Here is a 23,153-nt window from a genome sequence, read left to right on the forward strand (position 1 = left end):
GTATATTGTTTTATGATTCTGCTTCAAGGAGACTAAAATATTCTTCGGCAGTTAAAGGTCTTACATTTCCTTTTGGTATCACTTCCGTTTTCAGTTCACAGATTAAAAGATCTCCCTGTCTTTTCAGACATTGTATATGAGGAATTATATTCTCATGAATTCTGAATGTAGAGGCTATTGCGGCTAAGGCATCATCTTTATACTCTGGCTCTATCCATAGCCAATGCTCTTCTAATGTTGAAGGGCACCAGCATTTTACTGCGTAAGAATATTTTTCTCTGCCCCATAAAGAAAGTCGGAAGTTTTCATTCTCTACTTCATATATTTCATAGTGATTCGTTCTTCTTAAAGATTTTTTATTACCATTTTTATCATAGGTACAATAATTCACCAGAATTTCCTTCTGATTAATTTTCTTTGCATTCAGTTTTTCCATCAAAGCACCTACTCCGAAATAACTGAAACAGAACAATCTAAAACCTCTGTCGTAATGGGTGAAAAATTCTTCGAAAGTAATAGGTTCTACAGAAGTCCATATTTTTTCTATATTATGGAGAACTTTCGAAAAATTGGGAGAACTATAATGGATCCATTCTCTTTCATATTCACGCGTCATAAAGTTCTGAAAACTTTTGTGCCGCAACTTTAAAATAGAAACCAATTTTTGCAGTGGATTAAGAAAGTTACCGGAAATACCATTCGGAAGTTTTGGCGAAATATAAAATGTATCTTTGGTAATGTAAAGATTATCTTTCACTTTAAAATAAATCTGTTCCGCAAAGTCTTCGAACCCATCATTTTCATCATATAAATAATGTCCGATCTTTTGTAATGAAGGAAGCTTTGAGCCTTTTTGCTTTTCAGTGGTCAAGCAGCCAATATATTCCAAAGATTTAAAATTAAAACGATCATCCCAGGTTATCACTCCATTGATCTTTTTCAGATGATCAAATTCACGGTATTTATGCATTATTAAATTCCCAACTTCTTCAATATTCTTAGCAATAATGCTGTTGGTAGAAAATGAACCTTTAACAGTCTTCAGTTCTTCCATATGACATTCTTCCCAGCTATCACTTATAAGATTTCCACTTACTTCTCTCAACATAGAAAATTTTGCTCTGGAGTTATATCTGATCCAAACATTTCCGGATTTTTCTAACACAGGAAAGTCTGCATAAGCGCCATTTTTAACTTCAACATTGCCCACAACCTCCTGGAGTTCCGGAAAATATGCAATAGGTTTATCTACCGTCAAAACTCCAATTATTTTCTTAAGCACTGGAAAATCGTGATCGAACTCTACTTCATTTTTTTTCTGACTCTTTATTTTAAGCTGTCCCTGAATGTATTCGAGGTTGGGAAAAGAAATATTCTGCCCATATATTGTAATCTTTCCACGGATTTGCTGATGTAAGAAAGTCATGTCATCGCCCTTAACATCAACGTTAAAAATACCGTCTTTGGGTAAAAAATCGACCTGATACTGATGATGAACTTCAATTATTCGTTTTAGATCCTTCAGTTTTTTATCGGCTATATATACTTCTGCATTTTTTAATTCAATACTGCCTCCAATTTTGATGCTATTTTTAAATCTAACATTGACAATGCATTTAAAGTCTCCTTTTACTTTTTCAAGTCTGCCAAGGACTGCGGAAGCATGTATCGCAACATTCCCGCCTACATTTTTTAGATTTGGGAAACTACAATTTCCGGCATCTACAGATAGATTGCCATTAATATTCTTAAGATCAGGAAAACTGCAGCCTTCTCCCCGTACCAAAAGATTACCTTCTATTTCTGTAAAAGTGAAAGTCATATTTTTAGCATAGATCTCTATTGAAGCATATTCATCCGTAGAAACTTCCCGCAAATCTTCGTGGGAGAATATCTTATATCTTTTTATAGGGTTAATCGTATGCATTTTCGTTGAGTTGGGTTATCGGATTGTATTCCTGTTGAATATATTTTACAAAATAGGAACTTTCTATACGAATCATCTGGTGCTCGTTATGAGTAATGAAAGCATCTCCCTGAATGGAAAAGGTCTCAGTACTGTCATTACGGTTCAGTAACTTATAAGAAGATACTTTCATCATATGCTGATTACTCGTTTTTTCAAGACAGTATTCAGTATAATTTTTTGTATGCTCTTTGAAGTTTTTAATTTTCTCTTTTTCAATGGGCTTTATTTTTCCTAAAGGCACAATTCCGGAAGGTATGATTACTTCACCTGCTTTTTTCTCCTCTACCTTTGTTTCTTTTTCTTTCTCCGGTTTAGGTAAAGGCTTTCGCACTGATCCTCTTTCTAAAGGAACGGGCGTCTGGATTTCATCGATAATTCTGAAAAAAATTAATAGCTCTTTTAACATGGCATTATATTTTTAAAAGTAAAAGAAAACCGGGATCGAACCGATAATGCATTCTCCTTGAATAAGTTTTTCCAGATTAAACTATTTCTTTTACTGTTTTAATGGGGAGATAAGCGGGATTCGAACCCGCATTTATTCCGGAGCAGGGAATACTTTTTCCATTAAATTACTATCTCCGTTGTTATATTGGGAGTACAACAGGACTCGAACCTGCAACCTCTGCCGTGATATGGCAGCATTCTTCACTGTTGAACTATGTACTCCTGGGGAAACGTACGGGACTCGAACCCGTAACCTCTGACTTGGAGGGCCAGAGCTCTTCCTTTGAGCTAACGTTTCTGTTTGGGGAGGTAAGCAGGATTTGAACCTGCAACGCATTTTAGCATAAATGTATTTTTCCATTTTTATTACTATTACCTCCGTTTATACATTACCAGGTATGAATTTTATAGTTTTTCAATAAAACTCCACTGAAATAATTTTCTTTTATTCCTTCTGCAATCGGATGCAGAATTCTGGCGGCTCCATCTACAGAATCCAATGGCGGAATATATCCCTGCTCAAACTGTTTTTTTCTGAGACTTTCTTTGGCTCCTGTAGAAATCCATCCAACATCTACAGCACTCATATAAATCTGATCTTTTTCAAATTCTCTAGCCGAGGTAAGCGTCATCATATTGAGTGCGGCCTTGGTCATATTGGTATGCGGATGAAATATGGTTTTATTATCGTAGCTGAAGATTCCTTCCGAAGATGTTACATTAATGATAAACTTTTCTTTATGGGTAGAGTTTTTCATTAAAGGTTTCAATTCTTTGATCAGAAAATAAGGGGCAATATGATTAATGAGGTTCACTTCTACCAACTCATACATAGAAACTTCTTCCAGAGTAGAATTCCAGCTCGTTTTATCTCTGTTATCTACAGGCTGACCGAAACGGGTGAGTTCCACCTGAGTAACTTCGTTCTGTGCATATTCCAGTTTTGCCGTTTCATTCGAAATTTCAGTCTGGTTGGGAATGAGTTTTGTGTTATTCTTATATTCCAGAAGCATTTTTTTCTCCCGTTTTATAATAGGCAGATAGTATTCATCCGGATATTTAATCGTCTGTGCCGCATTATTGATGAGAATATCCAACGTCTCAAACTTGGATTTATAAAAATCTACAAAATCCTGAATAGCTTTAAGGTTTCTCAAATCCAGACCGTATATCCAAAGTCTGTCTTTCCAGTTGTCGAAATCTGCTTCCTGCTGCATGAGTTCCATAGCCAATGCCGGGAATCGGGTTGTTAAAACCAAATGGGCTCCGTTTCTCAGCAATTTCAATGCGGTGGCAAAACCTACTTTTACTCTTCCTCCTGTAAGAATTACATTTCTTCCTGTGAGATCTGCCGTTTCAAATCTTTTTTCATAATTTTCTCCGGCACACTGTGGGCATAATCTTGTGTAGAAAGAGTGAGCATACTGATAGCTTCTGTTACAGCAGTAGCAGTTTTTGGGAATCTGAAGTTGTGTCAGTTGTGTTTCTTCTTTTTCATCATCGTAAAAATCTGAAACTCCAGCCAAAGCTTTCTGTGCCAATACAGAGCCGAAATTCACAGCAAGATCATGAGACTTCATCCCAGCATAGCTGATATTACGGTTTTGCTTTTTAGCATTTTTGTGAATTTTTGTAATCAATCCCGAAAAAATTTTATTGTCAGGATTAATAAAAGGGTCATCTTTCAAGGCATTAAGCACCTTGAGGCAGTTTTCCCATTCTTCTTTTGAAAATTTTTGTTCTGAAAAATCCATTGCTTCAGTTTTTACATCTGCAAAACTAGAAGCATAGTGCGCAATCTTTTTACGCAGATAAAAAAAAGAAAATTAATAAGAAATGGTATGAAATTAAGTAAACCATTTTTCCCAAAACGTAAAAATAAACGATTAGAAAATATACTTTTTTGTGATTGGTTATTCGTTGATAAATTTTTCCAGAAATCCAATAAGTTTTGTTCCTCCATGGCTCCATCGGATTCCGTGACCTTCTTTTTCCCTTACTTCAAAGACGAGTTCGTGTTTATAGTGAAAGAAGACGTTCCACCAGGTTTTATGATCCAGAATATCATGAATTTTAGCTATTACTTTTTCCTGCTTCTGCTGATTATTTCCCTTGACTTTTCCCCAGAAATCATCATCCATTCTTCCAACATGTTTCTCCCAGGCTCTTTGTGCGATGGTAATTTCACTGTTAAAAGATTCTTCACAGGCTTTTATCAATGTACTTTTCAAGGGAGGAATAGCATTTTCATCACGGATACTTGCTGAAGTCAATCTTTGTCCTAAAACATTCAACCAGTCTTCAAACGGAATTTCCTCCATTTGTCGGGCTTTTACCTCATCAGAATCATTGCTATTCAGGATATGAATAAATTTTTCGAAGCTTTCTTTTCTGTTGATTTTAATTTCTTCATTAAAGTACGGCAATTCCCACACACAATTATTTCTCTGAAATAACTGGATATTCAACTCTAAACTATTCAAATGTTCTTTTGCGATAACAGACTGATATTTTTCTTTCCAGGTGTTTGAAAGGAACGGGATATATTTTTCAATATGAAACATACTTTATTGTGTTCTAATAAGGTTAGCCGGAAGGTTTTCCTCCTTGATCAGGTATTCGATAAGATTGAACCATTTTTTACAGTGATCCAAAATCCAGGCATCTGAAGAAACGACTATTTCCTGACTTTCTGCCAAAAATCTATCCGGATTATATTGCAATTCAGCTTCCCAATTAAGTTGGTTTTCTGCTGCAAATTCGAGAATCATCTGTTTTATTCTTCCACTGTTTGAAACCGGCTGATCAAAAACCCAGACCAGCTTATGAACTTCGTTCTTTGTAAAAAATTCTGCAACTGCCTGAATTACTCCCGACGTCTGATTTACTCTTTTATACGTACCGTGAACTCCCGAAAGATCACGAAAACAGCCGTCTACTCCTTCAAAAATATAGGCATCGGACAGTAAGCTTTCTAGCAGGATCAAAACATTGAAGCCATCAAGATAAACTGTTTGTTTTTTTACATCTTCTGCTTTCAGCTGCTTCAATTTTCGATTACTGATCTGCATTTCGGAAGCCGAAGCACCTCTTAAAGCTTGAATTTGACGTGTTTTTAAACGATAACGATTACCTACTAATTCGGAAGCTGCTTTCTCCGGATAGTCTCTTGTCAGCAGATATTGCATATCCTGCACAGCCATTCTCAACTTATCCACCTGCTTTTTTGAGGCAAATAGAGTATCATCTCCTGTATTTTTTCCACGGTTCCTGTTATTCATATTCAAAAATAAAATTTTTATTGAGTGAAAACCTTATGGATCCTGCTTTTGCCACGAATAAATTCAATTTCTATTAATCATGATCAAAAATCAACAGTACATTCTATTCAAACCAATAGACCTTTTGTTATATTTTCTACAACAAAAGAGAGATTTCATACAAAGTTTATGACATGTATTACTTCTAAGTTTGCAAAGACTTAAAAAATACGGTTATGAATACTCTGAAAAAATTATGTTATCTGTCTGCAGCAGTTCTTTTATCTGCATCGTTCGTTTCGTGTTCAAATGACGATGCGGAAATTATGATGGAACAGCAGACTCCCTCACAACTACTGTCTTCTACTCCATGGGAAACGACAGGATCTAAAGACAAGAACAGAAATAGTGTTGCACTCACAGATGCCAACGTCTCCGGATATGTAGGATTTGCTTATTTCAAAACAGACGGGAATTTCGTGATTTACAATTTAACCGATGTTCTGAGATCAAGGGGAACATGGTCTGTAGATCCGCAGGGAAAAACAAGAACTATTGCGTCTTTAAATCCTGATGGAACAACAATTTTCACCCGTGATGTTGAAATTCTTGTCCTGGATAAAAATGAGTTTACTTATCGAATTCGCCCGAATTCCAGTGATCCATCTGTCTACTATGACATTATCCACACAAGAACTTCCCATGCTGAGCCCAGCAACGGACAACTGACTTTAGCTTCTACTCCATGGGAAACTACAGGGGCTAAGGACAAAAGTGGAAATACTGTTGCGTTAACTGATAGCAACGTTGCAGGATATGTAGGATATTCTTACTTCAAAGCTAATGGAAGTTTTAAGATTTTCGGTTTAAATGATGTTTTGAGATCTGAAGGAACATGGACTATATCTCCGGACGGAAAAAAGAGAACGATTACAACAGCCACCTTCACCCGTGTTGTGGATATTCTTATTCTGAATGAAACGACATTTACGTACAGAATTACTCCTGATGCGACCAATCCTACTGTATTCTATGATATTATCCATACTAAAGTGAGCCATAAGGAGCCTTAGTAGAGATTTTTTTTTGACCATAAGGAAAAAGCTGCCCAATAATTGGACAGCTTTTTTCGTTGGTTTGTCCCGTCCTAAAAATGTTATTTTGAACATAATTTTCATAAGCGACAACAAGCAATTTGTATTATATATATTCTTTCCACCACTTATTCCAGGTATTATTTCCCAGTTGTTTCAAGTTTACTTTTTCTCCCATTTTCGGAAGAGTGATCGGAATATTATTCTCTTCGGCATGTTGCGCTGCTAGTTCTAAAGGTTCATACCAAGGATGTTGTGCAAGTTTAAATTTCGAATTGTGTACCGGGATAAAGTTTTTAGTTTTCAACTCCTGTAATTCCGTCATTAGCTGCTCTGGCAAGGTATGAATGTATGGCCATTTTTCATTATACTGACCACTTTCCATCACAGCAAGATCAAAGGGTCCATATTGACGGCCAATTTCCGTAAAGTGATTTCCATAGCCACTGTCGCCCCCAAGAAAAAGATTCATAGAAGGTGTTTTAAGTACAAATGAAGTCCAGAGTGAGATATTTCTGTTCAGTAATCTTCCTGAAAAGTGTCTTGACGGAGTGAGCGTGATTTTGAAACCTTCTGCAATATCTACACTTTCCCACCAGTTTTTTTCGATCAGCTGATGAGGATCCCAGCCCCAGTATTCAAAATGTTGTGCTGTTCCGAGCCCACAAATCACTTTGCTTACTTTATTCTTTAAAGCCTGTACCGTTTTATAATCCAAATGATCCCAATGATCGTGAGAAATAAGCAGGAAGTCTATTCCAGGCATATGTTCCGGTTTATAGTAATCTGCTCCCTGAAAAGCTTTTATAGATCCTGGCATCGGAGAGGCATTTCCACTGAAAACAGGATCGATAAGAAACGTTTTACCATCAATCTGTATAAAGTAAGAACTGTGCCCAAACCATATGAGCACATTTTCTTTTGGATCGAGGTTCTTCAGATCTGTAACCACGTAAGGAAGTTCTGACTTGGGAGAGGTATTTTCAACTTTACACAAGCTTTGAAGGAGCGCTTTTGTCATACTCTCCCCTTCCAGTAATGCAGGAGTGGGAAGTATATTCTGAAATTTCCCGTCAAGATAATTAGGAAGTGTACTGAAATATTCTTTTCTTTTTTCATCGGGAAATTGCCCGAGTTGTTTTACTAAATTCATTCCGTTTCTTTTTTACATTCTAAGCCTTTCTTCTTCCAGATCAAGCCTTGTTAAATAATGTCTTATATATTCTTCATCAATATTCGGGTTGCGTCTGTTTTCTTCCCGAAGCCAGATGCGTTGCTGCTCCAGCGTTTCAAAATAAATTTCTTTAGAAGTCTCAGAAAGTTTATGAATAGAATCCTCTTTGTCTTCCTGCTCCCAGCGGTCCATCAATTTATTGAAGTATTCGTTTTCACTTCTTCGCTCTTTATAATTTTCATTGAGATATCTTAAGGCTACGCGACGCATTTCTCTTCGTAAGAAATGTTCTGATTCTTCTTCAGACATATAGCCTCCTCCTGAATCTGATAATTTAAGTTTATTAATTAAAACCGGTAGGGTAAGCCCCTGAAGAATCAAGGTAACTAAAATCACTACAAAAGTAATAAAGAGAATAAGATCTCGGTGTGGAAAAGTGTGCCCATTTTCCATGGTTACCGGAATAGATAATGCTGCTGCTAAAGAAACTACCCCGCGCATTCCGGTCCATCCCATTAGTACAGGAGCTTTCAGTCCAGGATTTCTGTCCGCCACATTGATGAAATTTCTCATAATAAGGGTCACAAAAACGGCTCCAAATGAAGACAGAAATCTGACAATGATTAACACTGCAGTAATTAATAATCCATAACAAATTGCATCTGTAAGAGTGATTCCTTCTTGACGTAAACCTACCAGAATTTCCGGAAGATCCAAACCAATCAGCAAAAATACAATCCCATTGATAAGAAATACAAAGCTTTCCCATACGTTGGATCCTTTTAACCTGGATTCTGAGGTCCGGAAAATCTCATGTCTTCGTATGGAAAGAAACAAACCTCCGCTTACTACGGCAAGAACCCCTGAAGCATGAACTTCTTCTGCAGCAATATACATTACATAAGGAGCAACGAGACTCAGTATCGCATCCATATTAACATCGGTAGGAAATATTTTTTCAATTTTCAGGAAAATGAATGCCAAGGCGACACCTATTGCTAAGCCTCCGAACACCATCCAACCAAAGCTTATAGCAGCATCCTGCCATATAAACTGCCCTGTTGCTACAGCTACCATAGCAAATCTAAAAATGATCAGCGAAGAAGCATCATTGAACAAGCTTTCTCCTTCCAACACGGTAGATGCGTTTTTAGGAACTTTTACAAATTTTAAAATAGCTCCTGCACTTACAGCATCTGGTGGTGATACAATTCCCCCCAGTACAAAGCCTAGCGCCAGTGAAAACCCAGGAATATATGAATTGGCTACAAAGGCTACGGATATTGCCGTAAGAAATACTACAATAAAGGCAAAACTGGTAATAATCCGCCGTAGTTTCCAGATTTCCTTCCAGGAAACAGCAAAAGCAGCTTCATACAAAAGTGGAGGAAGGAAAATGATGAAGATAAGTTCAGGATCTATTTTTATAGCCGGCAAACCAGGAATAAAACTGATCAATAATCCTGCAATGACGAGTATAATAGGATATGCAACTTTTAACCGATTGGCTAGCATAATAGCCCCAACAATTACCAAGACGAGTCCCAAGTAATAAATAAAATTTTCCACCATCTGTTTTAAAATTAATTTCTAAACCAAATTAAAAAAATTTTCAGAAATATTTTGATTTTGAAGACCAATCATTCCTGATTAAATATCCATTTTAAAATAATTCCTATTCAACTTCAGGTTAATAATTTTCACTTCAAGGTTTCTATTTTTAAAACCAATTCCTAATGAACTATAAGTATGGCAGTAAAAGGGTCGAGTAGAAAAACTATTTTGATTGTTTCTTAACATAAAAAAATAAATATTTTCATGCGAATTTTTATAAGACAAAATATTTTATGAAGCTAAAATCCTTTTTTTATTAATCATATCATACAGAATAACAAATTTTTAGCAAACATACATTCTCTCTATTGCGAATAAAACAATATTTGTATCATTGTAGAAGAAGCTGCAAATAGTTTGCAACGGAAAATTAAAAACACGATTATGAAAAAAACATTATTAGTAGGCGCTCTATTCACCGCTGGAGTAGTTAGCGCATTTCCTTTTAGAACTTCTTGTGGAAAAATTGTAATGGTAAATGGTGCGTTAGGTTCTTTAGCACATATCGAAAATATTTGTGAATCAATAAACCTTGCAGTTTGCGGCACATTTGCGAATGTAGTTTTATATACACATTAATTATTAATCTTTAAAAATATAAAAATCCATAATTAATTTTGTGGATTTTTCACTTTATATTATGAAAAAAATTGTAATATTTTTTATTCTTCTTTCCGCAAAATTAATTTCACAGACGAGTTTCAACGTTGTTTATGAAGCTGATTATAAACTACAATGTAAAATGCTAAATATTCAAGATGCAAAACTTGAAGAAGCTGCATTTGCATTATTAATCAATGAAAAAGAATCTTATTTCAAAAACATGAACAAATATGTTGGAGATTCTTTACGATATGAAAAAAAACTAAATGATAACAGTGAGATAAATGATCATTTTAAATATTATACCTTTTTCCGTGAAAATATTGGAACAACAAACGGAAAAATATATGTTACCGCTCCAATTGCTGACAAAAATTTTAAATACGAAGAAACCAATGATATAGAGTGGAAATTAATAAATGAATATAAAACCATAGGAAAGTATAAAGTTCAAAAAGCTACTACAAAAAAATATGGTAGAAATTGGATCGCATGGTTTGCTAAGGATATTCCTTTTCCATTTGGCCCCTACAAATTCAATAAATTACCCGGATTAATTTTAGAGGTATATGATGGTGATAATGACTATCATTATACGTTATATAAGTTTGGAAAAAGAAAATATTTATGTAAATCAGCCAATATGAATACTGAAGGTGTAAAATTTGTTGAAAAATCTAAAATTTTTGATTATCAACGGAAAGAAATTGCTGATCAAAATCAATTCAATGATTATATAGAGGATAAAGAAACTTTGAATATGTTGAGAAGAAAGACTGCAGAAAGAGCAAAGCAATATAATCCTATTGAGTTATCCATATATTAATAAAAAACCACTCACATAAAGTAAGTGGCTGATTTTGTGTGGTCCCACCTGGGCTCGAACCAGGGACCACCTGATTATGAGTCATTGCAGGATTTTCATAATTCACTGTCTATCAAGGGGACAAAAAAGGGGATATTTTATTTTGTTTGATGATTTATTATGTTCTATGACCATCTACTAAAAAAGTCTTGCAAGAAATCTTGCAACATATTAAATTGTATTCACACTTGGACTAATATTTTTATACTATAAATACTTCTTAACTATTTTCCTCTTTATCAATTTCTTCTTGTATTCGTTTTAATTCAGATCTCAAATATTTTAATTTCTCTTTGTTACTGAACTTTTCAGAATACATCTCAATTAACTTTTTTTGTAATATTGGTTCATCAACAAGGTTTATAATCTTTAAGAAGTCAGAAGAATTAAATTCTTCTGTTATTTCTTTTCCATTAAGATAATTAATTGTTTTGTTTATTCTTTCAATAGCAAAATCTCCTATTAATCCGTTATCTACGAAAAAAGAGTCTAACAACAAATTTGAAATATTAGCTGCAAACGTGTTTCGTGCCTTAAAATCTGTACTTATTCCATCTTGCAAAAATAAAACGTTCTGTTTTGGAATATCAGATAAAATAAATGGTGAATGAGTCAAAAACATTATATTTATTCTGTTTGAATAAGAATGTCTCAATACACTTATACTTTGGAGAAGATCTTTTATAAATGATTTTTGAAACTGAGGATGAAAATATAATTCAATCTCGTCAAAAACAATATTTATGTTATTATAACTTACTATATTTTCATTCAAATCCTCACCAGTTCTTCGAGAGATAGAAAATAAATTTCGTAAATGATAAACAACTGAATTAATGCTGAAAATTTTTTGTTTTTCCCCTGAACTCAGGTTAGAAAATGTATGTTGTGAATTTGGATCAGACGTAAAAAGGAAGTCAACTTCAAAGAAAGATGGCAGAGACTCATTTACAGAGAATTCATATCCAGAAATTATTTTCCCATCTTTATCCTTAATGGTGTCTTTTATTAAATTAAAATCACTAACTAACTTAGAGTATAGTAAATCTATTTCAAAAATTTCATCTAAATCTTCCTTGTTTAAATAACCTGAAATAATAAAATATAATGCCTGTCTAAGCTTGAACGTATTGTGGCTTGTATCGCCTGCCAAGAGATAAAGATAATCCATTAAATCTGGAAGTAGAAGAATTTCTTTACCAACAGAAGAAGTTTTACTCTCAAATAAGTACCTAAATTTCTTATAAAGCGGATACTTTGTAATTTTATAGATCTTCGTCAGTATATATTCTAGAGTATATTCATAGAAATCATTATTTTTATTAGCAACAAGATTTTCATCAAAAAAGTATTTAATTATAATTTTTAATATTTCCTCTTTTTCGTAGTCTGAATTTGAAAAAATACTTTCTAATCTTCCATTAGAATTAATTTTAAACTTAGAATAATCAAACTTCATTAAAACATTTAAAATGGTTTTCTTTTCTGTGATCTTTCTCAATTCCTTTTCAAACAAAATGTTTACTAAAAATCTAGATTTTGTAAGACTTTTTTCAGAATTTATATCTATATTACCATCATACCGATATGGATTAATTACTACCGGTAATTGATAACCATCATTTTTGTGAAAAATACCCTGAACCCACTCCCCAATCTCGGAATTATTAAATCCGTAAAAAGAATAATTAACTATCATTGTGTAAAAAAAATCTTCCAGAAAATTTTCAGTGTATTTCGATTTTCTAATTACATCACAATGAACTGTTTTTGACTTTTCGTAGATATCTCCCTTTTTCAGATAATCCGTAAAAGTAAAATAATGACCATCTATTTTTATTTTACGGATTATTGGCAACTTACGATTAACACTCTGCCTAAGTATATTATTCAAATCAATATAGGGTATGTCAGACTGAGATATATAATAAAATTCCAATCTTAAATTAGATAAATCTTTTCTTAGACTTTCATTAAACCTCTCTTTTTTGTCAGTATCATTATAAATTTCATCCGGATTTACAAAATCATTTCTTAGAATAAGTGAGATTTTCATTATGGATTTTATTAAAAGTTCAACAAGTGCACTTTTACCACTACCATTTTTTCCTACTACAGCACTAATAGTAATATTTTGATCCTCACTTAAATTATACAAATTTTCCGGCACATCTATTTTTTCTTTAATAGATTCATCATTATCAGAAAAGTCATAATCATTATAAAATTTATATAAATGTCCTACCCGAAGGTTCTTTAGACCTTCACAATTTTCATTAGGTCTTATTGCTAGTATTTTAAAATTCATCTTTTGTTTTTAAACTCCCTGTATTTAATGCTATATCTTTCGTAAACTTTGATAAAGGTCTTTTGTGAAACATTTTTTCATCATAAAAATTCCCATATGCAATTTGATAAGCTTCACTAAGTGTCAATTTTGCATCAGGAAAAGTATTTCTAAGAATGTCAATATAATCATCATTAGAAATATGCCTTTTCTTAAGTATCTCTTGAGCTAAATCTTTATGTTCATTAATAAGTAATTCTTCTTCAAAAACGATCAAATTATTTGTTATTTGTTTTTCCAAATCCGGATTAGATTCTACTTTATTTTCAATTTCAATTTGAAGATCCTTATTTTGACCTATCGCACCTAAATAGCTATTGGGTTTATAATTATAAGCAAATAGTTGTGAACTTGGGATATCTTCATAAGGCGATAAGTTTTCTTTATGTGAAAAATCTCCATCATGTTTACAATCACTGTTACATATTTTACAACAAGGTATGAGATTGAAAAAATTTAAGCTCAATAATGGATTCTTTTTTTGAGATAAAAAATGATCTAATTGAGGCCGAGTTATTTTTTTAGAACCACTGGTTAAACTAAAAATATATTGTTTGTTACAATAACAGCAAACATTAATATCTAACCCTAAAGTAAGTTTATACGCACTCCAATCTTTATCTGGAGTCAGAGACACAAACCAATTATAGTCAAATAATTTATTTTGCAAAAAACCTATAGGCTTATATCGCTTTACAAGTTGTTGGTAGTAATAATTATATGATTCTTTTCTTTTTGTCAAATCAAGTTGTAACAAATTATACTCAAAATCCTTCGTGCTTTTTAATTCTTTTAGAAGCTTGATAATAGTATCAAAATCTTTTATTTTTACTTTTAAGCGGTCATCGTATTTCAATTTATTATATTTTTTTTCAGAAAATTGATGCGGACTTTTGAAAATAAGATTTATGTATGACTCATATTGTTTATAATGAAGTATTCCAGGAGATTTAATTTTGATTTCTATCTCTTTTGCACTAATTTTTTTCCCATTAATCTCTTTTAATAATTGAAATAAATGTATGTAAAAATTAATACGTTTTTCAACCTCTTTAAAAACAAAAATATTATGTAATCGTTTTAATTCCTGAATTTTCTCTTCAGATACACATTGCCTGATGCTAATCATTAATATATGTTATTAGTTATAACCAAATTTAGGTAAATTAGAGAAAAATAAAAAATGAACTGTATATTTTGTAATAATGAAAATAAAGCGACTTCTGTAGAACATATAATTTCTGAATCGTTTGGAAATAAAAAATATTTAATGACTAGAAGCTCGGTATGTGACGCTTGTAATGCAAAATTTTCAAAGTTCGAAGGAAAAGCATTATCTAACTCTATTTTCGTGTTCGAAAGAGCTAGATTAGGAATCAAATCTAAAAAAGGGAAAAATGTTAAGGGTAAAGTTGAAAATTTAGAAGTCGAAGGTAATAAAGAGTTTAAAAAACAAACAATAACTGTTAAAGGATTAGATTCTAAATCAGTACAAAATTATGATAAGGAAGATGGAACATTGCAAATGATTGTTAGTAGTTTTGACAAAAGTGAAGAAGCTAGCGCTAAACTCCTTTTAAAAATGGGAATTGAGGCTCTTTATACTTCTCAACCTAGCATATATAATAGTTTAAATTTAAACGATGCTAAAGATTATCTGTTGGGTAATAATACTAAAGATTGGCCAATAATTATTTCAGATTATGAACCTCATAAATTTAAAAGTATTCCTAAAATGAATTATAAATATGAATTAGGAATTAAAGAAATAAAATTAGAATATCTCCAGTTAAATCAAGATGTATGTCTTGTCCGTTTTACTTTTGGAGGAGTTACTATGATAGTAAATATACAAAATAGAAAACCAAACTGGATTACAAATTTCAAAACAAATGATCCATTAACGCAAATTTATCCCAAACATTACAGGAATAAAGTTTAGATATAATATCAACGACTTGATTTTCACTAAAATTCTTTAAATCCTAACAAAAGCAATCATGTCAATTGACATGATTGCTTTATACCAAAAAGTAAATAATATATTTATCTTCCTTGATTTTTAAATTCTTTTTCACATTTTAGAGAACAAAATTCTTTATCCTCAGTGACAATACACTGATATTTATTTCCATTCTCATAACTGTCAATACATTTAACCGGATCAACATAACCAATGTTTATTAAAAGTCCTATTAATTGAAGTGGATCTTCGACAGGTTCTACTATATTACTCAACAATTGTTTAGAGGAATAATATTTGCTTTCAAGAATGAATTCCTTTCCACACCATTTACAATTCTTTGTTTCAGAACTACATGATTTTCCAGATAAATATTTTGGGTCTGGGTTGGGATCACTCAATATTTTTTTTAATTGTAATATCTGTTCATCATTAAGATTATATTGACTAATTACTTTTGAAGTATTAATAAGTTTTTCTGCTTCAGGAGTTATACTTATTTCTGACCAATTAAAGCCTGTATAAGTCGATTCAATATTATTTTCTTGATGTGATTCATTATTATCAGAGTACTTTTCATTGATATGTTGTTTTATTATATCAGGTACAGGTTCAAATTCAGAGAACCAAAATTCTGTTTTGTCGAAATTGTAATTATAATCAATGATTGTAATCAGTAAAAAAGAATAGACTATATATCCAACAATGTTTAAAGATTTGTTCAAAATAATAGATGTATGATCTTTACCAGAACGTTTTCCAAAAATTAAATGGGACAGAAACAAAAAGAATCCAAAACAGATAAGAAATGAAATAATAAACTTGGGAGATATTAAAGACTCAGGGTTAAGCAGTTTTAGATAATCATTATAGTACATCCGTTTATATTATATTTTAAAGTATATGTTTATTTTTTGTAGTAGTCAATCTTTTTGTCTTTTTGACCATCTCCGTTTTGATCATAATAATCATAATCCTGAAGTTCCATATCTTGAGTGGTTACTTTATTTAAATAGTATTTTTCGCCATCAATGTCAAGTAACTTATTGGTGGGATTGTAGTTATATGGTAATTGTTCTACAGTACCGGATTGTTTACATTGATTTGTTGAAAAATTCATGACAAAAGTTGTTAGATAATAATTATTATTGTTTTTAAACTCATGAATTGACTCCTTTTCACATTTTGAGTGTTCATAAGATTGTAGGATTGTATTATCTTTTCCACTAAAAACAACTGTTTTATATCTGTGCCAGATTCCTATAAGTTGATTAGTTGTATTCTTTTCTTCTAATGATTCATCATTGTGGTTTCCACATGATGATAACAGAATGATGATTCCGATAATTAATTGAGTTTTTTTCATAGTTATTTTCCTTTTTTATATTCCTCTAGTTTTTCAAGAGTTGGGTTATTAAGTTCATTGTATTTTTTCTTTATTTCATCTGCAGTGAAACTACTCTTATTTCCCTTAATACTTTCACGGACGAAATATTCAGAAACCTGAAAAGATGATGAGAGAACTTTGACTATTTGAGTATTGTATGTCAGTCTTTTTTGCGTATTTTTATCCATTGCTTACTTTGTTTCAAATACGAAACAAATATATCAATATTTCAATACAAATCAACAAATATATAGCAATAATGAATGATTTTTTTGAGAGATTAGATAAATACATGGAATACAAAGGTTTAAACGATAATAAACTTACCGTTGAGACAGGTATTTCTGTAGGTATAATCGGAAAGGGAAGAAAAAGAGGAGGATTATCTCAGGAAAATATAGCAAAAATACTATACCGGTATTCTGATTTGAATGCCAACTGGCTATTTAGAGGTGAAGGGAATATGATAATTGAGGATCAAATATTTTCTTCTTCAGAGATTAATTGGAAAAAAATAATAAAATCTCAAGAAGATCTATTAGAAATTTTGAAAAAACAAATTGCTAAATAAGTATACTTTAGATACTTATTAGTAATTTTATTAACCATTTTTCATATTTAAAGAACTTTTACACTATCTTTTTAAACCTTTTTTGCCTGAAATTATAATCCCCGGTTTAAATTTAAACTAAAAATAAAATCCCATTTATAATGGTATGAATAAAGCTTTTTCACTCTTTACCTAGGGTAAATGTTAATTTTATTACACTTAAAAACATCGATATCTATTTCAAATTCGTAATATTTGTTTCAAAATTCTTAAAATATTATTTTGCCGGAGAAAACAATTAGTATTATATATCTTAGGATACAATTTTTTAATTAAATCATTTCAAGTTTTATTGCCACTTTTTTTACTTTCATAACCGTCTTTGTTGACATTTCAAGAATTTTACCTATCTCTCTCATGGGTCTTCCTTTCTTAAGATATTCTAATGCCTTCTTATTTTTTGGTTTGTTAATAAAGTTGGAATCACCTTCATTGGTTCCAATTGGTCTTCCTAAAATTCCACCATTCTGAAGATAAACCATTCTCCCAACACTAGTTCTTTCCAAAATATTCTCAAGTTCCATTTCATATAGTGAAGACATTACAGAAGAAATCATTTTCCATATTGCGTTTTTCTTACCGTTAGGTCTGGACTGAAGACCTATATTTCTTACAACCACATTAATTCTTTCATCTTCCAACCATTCCAGTGTTTGGATTACATCTCCAGTGTTTCTTCCGAGTCTTGAAAACTCTTCTACCACGATTTCTGAAATTTTCCCTTCTTCAATCAGTTTAATGAGTTCTTTAGATTTGGGACGGTCTTTAAAACTTACCGATCCGGATATTTTATCAAGAAAAACCATATCATATTTTTCTTTGTCTGCTTCAAAACGATTTCCTGTTTGAAGTAATGTAGAAACTCTATTGTATTTTACTCTCATTTTGTGGTTGTTTTAATCACAGATTAAATTTAAAGCAAAAATACCTTTAAGCCTAAGCATTTAGCACTATTTAGCACTTTTAGAATGCGTTACCTTTTATTGTAATATAAAGGAAAACACTATAAGCCTATGGAAGATTATTATAGGGACAAAATAATAATCAATACTTTTTATATAATAAAGAAGGGAGTCAATCTCTCCCTTCTTATAATATTCTAAAAATCATCATTATCCCCCCTCTAGGCCCCCCCTCAAATCCTCCCTCCTCCCCCTATGGTATTTTGATAAAAAAAACCTGGGTTCAATAATTTAACTGAAATCTCAATAAAAAAAATTTCTGGAAAAAAATCTAAAAATTAGAATAAAAATTCAAAATCAGACAAAAAATATTCAATTTTTTGTCTGGAAATTCAAAGTTCAATGTCATTACTCGGGATCAAATTCTGTAGCGATGTACAATGGAAAGTTGGAATGAAGGAAAACGGTACAGTCTTTCCGTAATGTTCTGGCTCTCCCAACCGCCTGAATTAAATTAGACTCAATTACATGAAATTGAATATCTCTCAAATTTTCATCTTCAAAACAATAAAAGGTGAATTCAAATCCCCGGTATCGTACAATTCTGTTGTTCATCATTCCTGATTTAATTTCAAACTCAACTCCCATTATCTTTGCCAAAAGAAAATACTGAACAACACTTCCATGAGGTGTTCCTACAACTGCCAAATCCTTTCCGTTCATCGAATCAGATCCGGAACAATTGAAAAAGTGCATATCCTGACAGGATGTATCAAAAGAATACTTAAATTTCTTAAAAGTGATAACTGGTAGTTTTTTTACTTTTTCAGAAATTTCATTTTTAAATTTTTCAAGTGATAGTCGTGAACATGACCTTGCTGTATGTTGTATTATCTTACCTGTCTGTTCAACATTGCGACGATCAAAAACCTTAAACTTTCTGTCTGGATACAGCTTCTTATACAGTTCAACTGGAATCGTTGCAGACATAATAATTATCTTTTTATCCGACGGCAGGTCTCTTTTAATAATGTAGTTAATTTTACCATTTTTTCTGTTTATGAAAAAATATTTACTTGTAAAGAATTCAAAAATATTGGAATCAAATCCTGAAAATGAGTTGCATTGTTTTATCACCTCTTCGACATCAAACATAACAGGCGTTTCATAAATACCGTCATCCAAATCTTTAAGGTAATCAACAAAATTTTTCACCAATTCGCAATGAAATTCAAGAAAAATAATATCTTTTAAAGAGGTTTCCTTTATCTCTGTTAGGTTCTCAAGAGGATCTTCATCAAAGATTACGGTATCATGAGGTAAATCTTCTGAATTTAGCAATCTCTTGTGCGTAGTAATTAATGATTTGTTTTTATCATTACATTCTTCCAATAAAGTCAGATAATTTGTTGCTGACAGGATATCACCTAAATTATCTGTGTATTTTTCAATCGATCTGATAATATGTGCTGCTTTCTGTGGTAATCCTATTTTATAATACAAGTCCACCAAAGATTGAATAGATTTATCATTGAAGGTAATCGTGCCTGGTGATACTGTTTTTGAAACCATTATTCTTTGATATACTTCATTCTTAAGGTCATTTGTTGGGAGGGCAATGATTGATTTTTCAACGTGAGTTAACATCTGTGTTTTACCTATACCAGTTGGAACAGAAAATAAATATATAGTATCAAAATCCGTTGACGATAATGCATTCCTGAATTCTTTCTCAAACTCCTTTTCAACTTCTTTCAACTTCTTTTTTTCTTCAATTCCGATAATTTTAATTTTCTCTTTCTTTTTTAAAAAAGTAGGAATATCTTCAATTAAATTGTCTTCAGGGTAAGGAGAAAATTTATTTACAGGCATCGGGAAGTAATTCATTTTTCTAACATATTCAATCATCTGATAGTTATTTTCAGTATATTTTGTTTTACCCTCTTGATCATACCTCTCCATTACCTCTTTCATTCTAAGAAGTCCTCCACTGATATATTTAAGATTTAGTGCGAGTCCAAATAGTTGTTCGTGAGTTAACCAAGTTCCGTTTTTAAATTCGTTAAGAATTTGTATTTTTTTACATTCAGTTTCCCAATTGACTCTCACTTCCCCCATTATTGAAGTAGATTTAATAGAAAAAAAATCGTTATTACTATTTATATCTAATAGTGATTCCGAAAATTTTGAAGAAAAATTATTTGATTCAACATAATTATCCAGGTTGATTTTTTGAATACTTGCCATAAATTTCTCTAGGCTGTTTGGGATGGTATTAGTAATTACAGTCATCTTCCCTCCTAGAAATCTTCTGGATAAATCTTTACATTTTTTATCCAGTTCCAATATCAGATCAAGCGTATCCATAATAAGTTTATAGTTCCTTTTATTTATAATTGGAGTATCTAAAAAAATAACTACTCTAAATTTTGGATGTTCAGGTGTATCGGAAAATGTTGGATAATGTAAATTAGGTTTGATATTGTAATTATCCAATATTTCATAAACTTCTTTCAAAGTTTGTTTACCGGAATCAAAATCAAGACCTATAATAGATTGTTCCTTCCAATTTCTGTTACTGACTTTTCCTTCAAATATACCACCAGACCAACATTGGGATAGTGGTGGTGATATGAGTTCAGAAAACTTTTCGATTGTTGATTCTGTTGGTTTTATTGAGTTGGTTATTTGTCCGAACCTTCTTTTTGACGGTTTTGAAGTCCAAACCATAGGACTTATTGAATATTTATAATTTGCAACTTCCATTATTATAATTTTTTTTGGAAAGTTTATGAAGTGGAAAACCACCCTCAATAAAATATAGGATAAAAAAATGAATTTACAAAAAATCATTACTAGAATAAAAAAATACACACTGTAAATCAACTATTTAAAAATAAAAAATAATTAAATCACAATTTAATTGTCTCTATTTAAAAATTTAATCTATCTTTGCATAAGAAAATTATATAAGTATGTTTAACCCTTTTGCAAAAGAAATAGAAATATTAACCGAAACTGAAATTGAATACAACTTTTTGTTACCTGCTATCAAGGAGGAAGATCTTACTGAAAAAAAAGAATCTATCGGATATATGAACCCAATCTTATTGCAGATAAAGAGCGAAAAAGAGTTTTTAATTCAGAATTATCATAAATTTATATATGATCCAAATGAGATTTCTTTAATATATCACGCAAGGAAAAATATAAATGATTTATTTAAAGATATTGACGAACGTTTAATCAGGTTAAGAAGATTTAATCTTATTGCTAATCCAATTATATATGATTTTACTCTAAAATCAGGTGCAAATGTTTATGACAAATCATCTTCTGTATGGATAAATGATAATGGTCTGAAAAATAAAAATTTCTCTAGAAATTTTGGAGGTAAAGAGGAGAATCTTGTTACAGTATTGGAGAAAATACTGAAAAGATTTGGTAATAAAGTAATGAGAGCAGAAATGCAACAACTTAAACATGCGGATTTAATAATGATTTGTGATGATGGCCGATATTACTTTGATGTTAAAGGAACTGATAAAAAATCTATCATAAAGATGTCAACGTTAGTTGACATGTGGAAACATTATAAATCAATATATAATATTGAATAATCGGAGAGACCGATTATTTTTTTAAACCAAATTAAAATAGAGACAAAAAACATGTGTTTGTCCGAAAATTAAATTATGTCATTTAATAGAAAATTAAAAAGAAAAATGAAAAGAATTAAAACTAGTCTAGAACCATTAAAAGAAGTTGTAACGGAAATCCAAAAAGGAATGGACGAATTAGATCTTTGTATATACCAGAAGAGGTTTAAAGAAACTATTAATAAGGAACCAACATTTAAAAGAGTAAAGTTTTCAGACAATTTAGTATATGAATATCCTGAAGTAGTATTCCCTTTTTTTGGTCAAGGTTTTATTGGTATTACTGAAGATAACAAATCTGTCTATCACCTACCTTATTTAATCGATGGAATTACAGCAATGCGACAGTTCAATAGAGAGTTAGGAAATGAAGAAGATATTTTTAAAATAAGATCTACTTCCTGGAATATATTTATTGAATCTTATCCATTGGAGAGCTATCATGATAAAAGTGTCTTAGTTTGGGATAGTCCAACTCAAGTTGATAGAATAGTTAAAATTGGAAATGAGTGTGGAAATTTTGTAAAAAATAATTTATAAAATTATTGTCTAAAAAAACAAAATAGAGACATTTTAAATGTGTTTAAAAAAAATAAAAGACAAACAAACTTCAGAAAAACATATGCATTCAGAAGAAAAATTATTGAAAAATTACGTAGATAATTGTGTAATAATCGAAAGAATGATTTATAACAGTCAATTTCCAATTGCTGAGCAGATAATTCCAAGCTTCAAACGATGTGACTATAAGACTATTTATGAGAAACATCCTAATTTTGAGCCAATTTTTGGCCCATATGGAGTCATAGGTTTAACTGACTCTAAAAAGATTGTATATCATATACAATACATTTTAGATCATTTTATAAAGATGACCGGTGAACACGCAACATCACGATATGGGACAGACATATTAGATTTCCGTAGTGAGAGATATTATATTTTTAAAGCTCTGTATCCTCTAGAAAAGTATTTTGACACCTCAGTGATAATCTGGGATAATATATCAGAACAGGAAAGAACTCATCAAATCATTAATAAAATCCTTAAATAATATTTTAACACTAACACAATAAGTCGTTAAGGATAGTTATAAATATTTCCATAATAGTATTATAAATAAAGTATAGGCACCAGCCTAATAAATTTAAGCATACAGACCTGTCATCATTCTAAGGTGGCATAATCCCAAAATTTGACGCAAAATAAAGTTCATCAAATGATGGATAGGATTAGTATTGCCCATTTTTTACAATTAA

22 protein-coding genes and 4 tRNA genes are annotated in these 23,153 nt (G+C 31.4%); 8 read left to right on the plus strand and 18 right to left on the minus strand.

Translation table 11 applies throughout. The annotated features are described in order from the left end of the window. Nucleotides 1-10: 10 nt before the first annotated feature. The 9 genes from ACQ76T_RS21260 to ACQ76T_RS21300 all read right to left on the minus strand — a co-directional run bounded on the left by ACQ76T_RS21260 (nt 11) and on the right by ACQ76T_RS21300 (nt 5,697). Nucleotides 11-1,927 carry a hypothetical protein gene (locus ACQ76T_RS21260; protein WP_431345218.1) on the minus strand — a complete coding sequence of 639 codons (1,917 nt, stop codon included), beginning with the start codon at nt 1,925-1,927 and terminating at the stop codon, nt 11-13. Continuing rightward, on the minus strand, nt 1,914-2,375 hold the full coding sequence (locus ACQ76T_RS21265) for a hypothetical protein (protein WP_431345219.1): 462 nt from the start codon (nt 2,373-2,375) through the stop codon (nt 1,914-1,916). The genes ACQ76T_RS21260 and ACQ76T_RS21265 overlap by 14 nt, the downstream gene beginning before the upstream one ends. 102 nt (nt 2,376-2,477) lie before the next feature. Continuing rightward, nucleotides 2,478-2,551: transfer RNA gene (locus tag ACQ76T_RS21270), tRNA-Ser, on the minus strand. Between the two features lie 13 nt (nt 2,552-2,564). Further along, nucleotides 2,565-2,638, minus strand: a tRNA-Asp gene (locus ACQ76T_RS21275). Between the two features lies 1 nt (nt 2,639). Continuing rightward, nucleotides 2,640-2,714 (minus strand) — tRNA-Gly (locus tag ACQ76T_RS21280). A gap of 4 nt (nt 2,715-2,718) precedes the next feature. Beyond that, nucleotides 2,719-2,795: transfer RNA gene (locus tag ACQ76T_RS21285), tRNA-OTHER, on the minus strand. 10 nt (nt 2,796-2,805) lie between these two features. Beyond that, the gene (locus ACQ76T_RS21290; protein WP_431345220.1) at nt 2,806-4,170 is read right to left on the minus strand and encodes an SDR family NAD(P)-dependent oxidoreductase; all 1,365 of its coding nucleotides are present in this window, start codon (nt 4,168-4,170) and stop codon (nt 2,806-2,808) included. A gap of 159 nt (nt 4,171-4,329) precedes the next feature. Continuing rightward, on the minus strand, nt 4,330-4,980 hold the full coding sequence (locus ACQ76T_RS21295; protein WP_431345221.1) for a hypothetical protein: 651 nt from the start codon (nt 4,978-4,980) through the stop codon (nt 4,330-4,332). A 3-nt stretch (nt 4,981-4,983) separates the two neighbouring features. Beyond that, nucleotides 4,984-5,697, minus strand: coding sequence for a DUF434 domain-containing protein (locus ACQ76T_RS21300; protein WP_431345222.1), 714 nt, complete (start codon nt 5,695-5,697; stop codon nt 4,984-4,986). Nucleotides 5,698-5,912: 215 nt separating this feature from the next. Between ACQ76T_RS21300 and ACQ76T_RS21305 the strand changes: the two genes are divergently transcribed. Beyond that, nucleotides 5,913-6,749, plus strand: a complete 837-nt coding sequence (locus ACQ76T_RS21305) for a DUF4822 domain-containing protein (protein ID WP_431345223.1) — start codon at nt 5,913-5,915, stop codon at nt 6,747-6,749. Nucleotides 6,750-6,876: 127 nt separating this feature from the next. Here the strand turns inward: ACQ76T_RS21305 and ACQ76T_RS21310 are convergent, their stop codons facing one another. Further along, nucleotides 6,877-7,923, minus strand: coding sequence for an MBL fold metallo-hydrolase (locus tag ACQ76T_RS21310; protein WP_431345224.1), 1,047 nt, complete (start codon nt 7,921-7,923; stop codon nt 6,877-6,879). Between the two features lie 12 nt (nt 7,924-7,935). Further along, entirely contained in the window at nt 7,936-9,516 is a 1,581-nt protein-coding gene (locus tag ACQ76T_RS21315; RefSeq protein ID WP_431345225.1) for a Na+/H+ antiporter, read from the minus strand. Nucleotides 9,517-9,942: 426 nt separating this feature from the next. Here ACQ76T_RS21315 and ACQ76T_RS21320 point away from each other — a divergent pair, with 426 nt between their 5' ends. Together ACQ76T_RS21320 and ACQ76T_RS21325 are read left to right on the plus strand one after the other, a co-directional pair. After that, nucleotides 9,943-10,137, plus strand: coding sequence for a hypothetical protein (locus ACQ76T_RS21320; protein WP_431345226.1), 195 nt, complete (start codon nt 9,943-9,945; stop codon nt 10,135-10,137). Between the two features lie 61 nt (nt 10,138-10,198). Further along, nucleotides 10,199-10,987, plus strand: a complete 789-nt coding sequence (locus tag ACQ76T_RS21325) for a GLPGLI family protein (protein ID WP_431345227.1) — start codon at nt 10,199-10,201, stop codon at nt 10,985-10,987. Nucleotides 10,988-11,246: 259 nt separating this feature from the next. Here the strand turns inward: ACQ76T_RS21325 and ACQ76T_RS21330 are convergent, their stop codons facing one another. Both ACQ76T_RS21330 and ACQ76T_RS21335 read right to left on the minus strand, forming a co-directional pair. Then, complete coding sequence (locus ACQ76T_RS21330) at nt 11,247-13,334, minus strand: hypothetical protein (RefSeq protein WP_286487277.1); 2,088 nt, start codon at nt 13,332-13,334, stop codon at nt 11,247-11,249. Beyond that, nucleotides 13,324-14,502 carry a hypothetical protein gene (locus ACQ76T_RS21335; protein WP_431345228.1) on the minus strand — a complete coding sequence of 393 codons (1,179 nt, stop codon included), beginning with the start codon at nt 14,500-14,502 and terminating at the stop codon, nt 13,324-13,326. The genes ACQ76T_RS21330 and ACQ76T_RS21335 overlap by 11 nt, the downstream gene beginning before the upstream one ends. A 54-nt stretch (nt 14,503-14,556) precedes the next feature. Here ACQ76T_RS21335 and ACQ76T_RS21340 point away from each other — a divergent pair, with 54 nt between their 5' ends. Continuing rightward, nucleotides 14,557-15,315: an HNH endonuclease gene (locus ACQ76T_RS21340; RefSeq protein WP_431345229.1), complete on the plus strand. Its 759-nt coding sequence runs from the start codon at nt 14,557-14,559 to the stop codon at nt 15,313-15,315. A gap of 104 nt (nt 15,316-15,419) precedes the next feature. Here the strand turns inward: ACQ76T_RS21340 and ACQ76T_RS21345 are convergent, their stop codons facing one another. From ACQ76T_RS21345 to ACQ76T_RS21355, 3 genes are read right to left on the minus strand one after another with little or no spacing between them, the layout of a single operon-like run. Continuing rightward, nucleotides 15,420-16,214, minus strand: coding sequence for a hypothetical protein (locus ACQ76T_RS21345; protein WP_431345230.1), 795 nt, complete (start codon nt 16,212-16,214; stop codon nt 15,420-15,422). 29 nt (nt 16,215-16,243) lie between these two features. After that, nucleotides 16,244-16,702 (minus strand): hypothetical protein, encoded by a 459-nt coding sequence (locus ACQ76T_RS21350; RefSeq protein ID WP_286487282.1) that lies wholly within the window; start codon nt 16,700-16,702, stop codon nt 16,244-16,246. A gap of 2 nt (nt 16,703-16,704) precedes the next feature. After that, the gene (locus ACQ76T_RS21355) at nt 16,705-16,911 is read right to left on the minus strand and encodes a hypothetical protein (RefSeq protein WP_047096491.1); all 207 of its coding nucleotides are present in this window, start codon (nt 16,909-16,911) and stop codon (nt 16,705-16,707) included. 71 nt (nt 16,912-16,982) lie between these two features. On the opposite strand from ACQ76T_RS21355, the gene ACQ76T_RS21360 reads away from it, so the two are divergent. After that, nucleotides 16,983-17,294, plus strand: coding sequence for a hypothetical protein (locus tag ACQ76T_RS21360; RefSeq protein ID WP_286487283.1), 312 nt, complete (start codon nt 16,983-16,985; stop codon nt 17,292-17,294). Between the two features lie 311 nt (nt 17,295-17,605). Here ACQ76T_RS21360 and ACQ76T_RS21365 read toward each other — a convergent pair whose 3' ends face one another. Both ACQ76T_RS21365 and ACQ76T_RS21370 read right to left on the minus strand, forming a co-directional pair. Further along, the gene (locus ACQ76T_RS21365; RefSeq protein ID WP_431345231.1) at nt 17,606-18,217 is read right to left on the minus strand and encodes a recombinase family protein; all 612 of its coding nucleotides are present in this window, start codon (nt 18,215-18,217) and stop codon (nt 17,606-17,608) included. Nucleotides 18,218-18,643: 426 nt separating this feature from the next. Beyond that, nucleotides 18,644-21,001: a hypothetical protein gene (locus ACQ76T_RS21370; protein WP_431345232.1), complete on the minus strand. Its 2,358-nt coding sequence runs from the start codon at nt 20,999-21,001 to the stop codon at nt 18,644-18,646. Nucleotides 21,002-21,210: 209 nt separating this feature from the next. Between ACQ76T_RS21370 and ACQ76T_RS21375 the strand changes: the two genes are divergently transcribed. The 3 genes from ACQ76T_RS21375 (at nt 21,211) to ACQ76T_RS21385 (ending at nt 22,948) form a co-directional block, all read left to right on the plus strand. Next, complete coding sequence (locus ACQ76T_RS21375; RefSeq protein ID WP_431345233.1) at nt 21,211-21,855, plus strand: hypothetical protein; 645 nt, start codon at nt 21,211-21,213, stop codon at nt 21,853-21,855. 75 nt (nt 21,856-21,930) lie between these two features. Continuing rightward, nucleotides 21,931-22,434 (plus strand): hypothetical protein, encoded by a 504-nt coding sequence (locus ACQ76T_RS21380; protein ID WP_431345234.1) that lies wholly within the window; start codon nt 21,931-21,933, stop codon nt 22,432-22,434. Between the two features lie 82 nt (nt 22,435-22,516). Next, nucleotides 22,517-22,948, plus strand: a complete 432-nt coding sequence (locus ACQ76T_RS21385; RefSeq protein WP_431345235.1) for a hypothetical protein — start codon at nt 22,517-22,519, stop codon at nt 22,946-22,948. Nucleotides 22,949-23,153 lie beyond the last annotated feature (205 nt).

The organism is Chryseobacterium sp. JK1, from assembly GCF_050632815.1.
GTDB lineage: Bacteria > Bacteroidota > Bacteroidia > Flavobacteriales > Weeksellaceae > Chryseobacterium.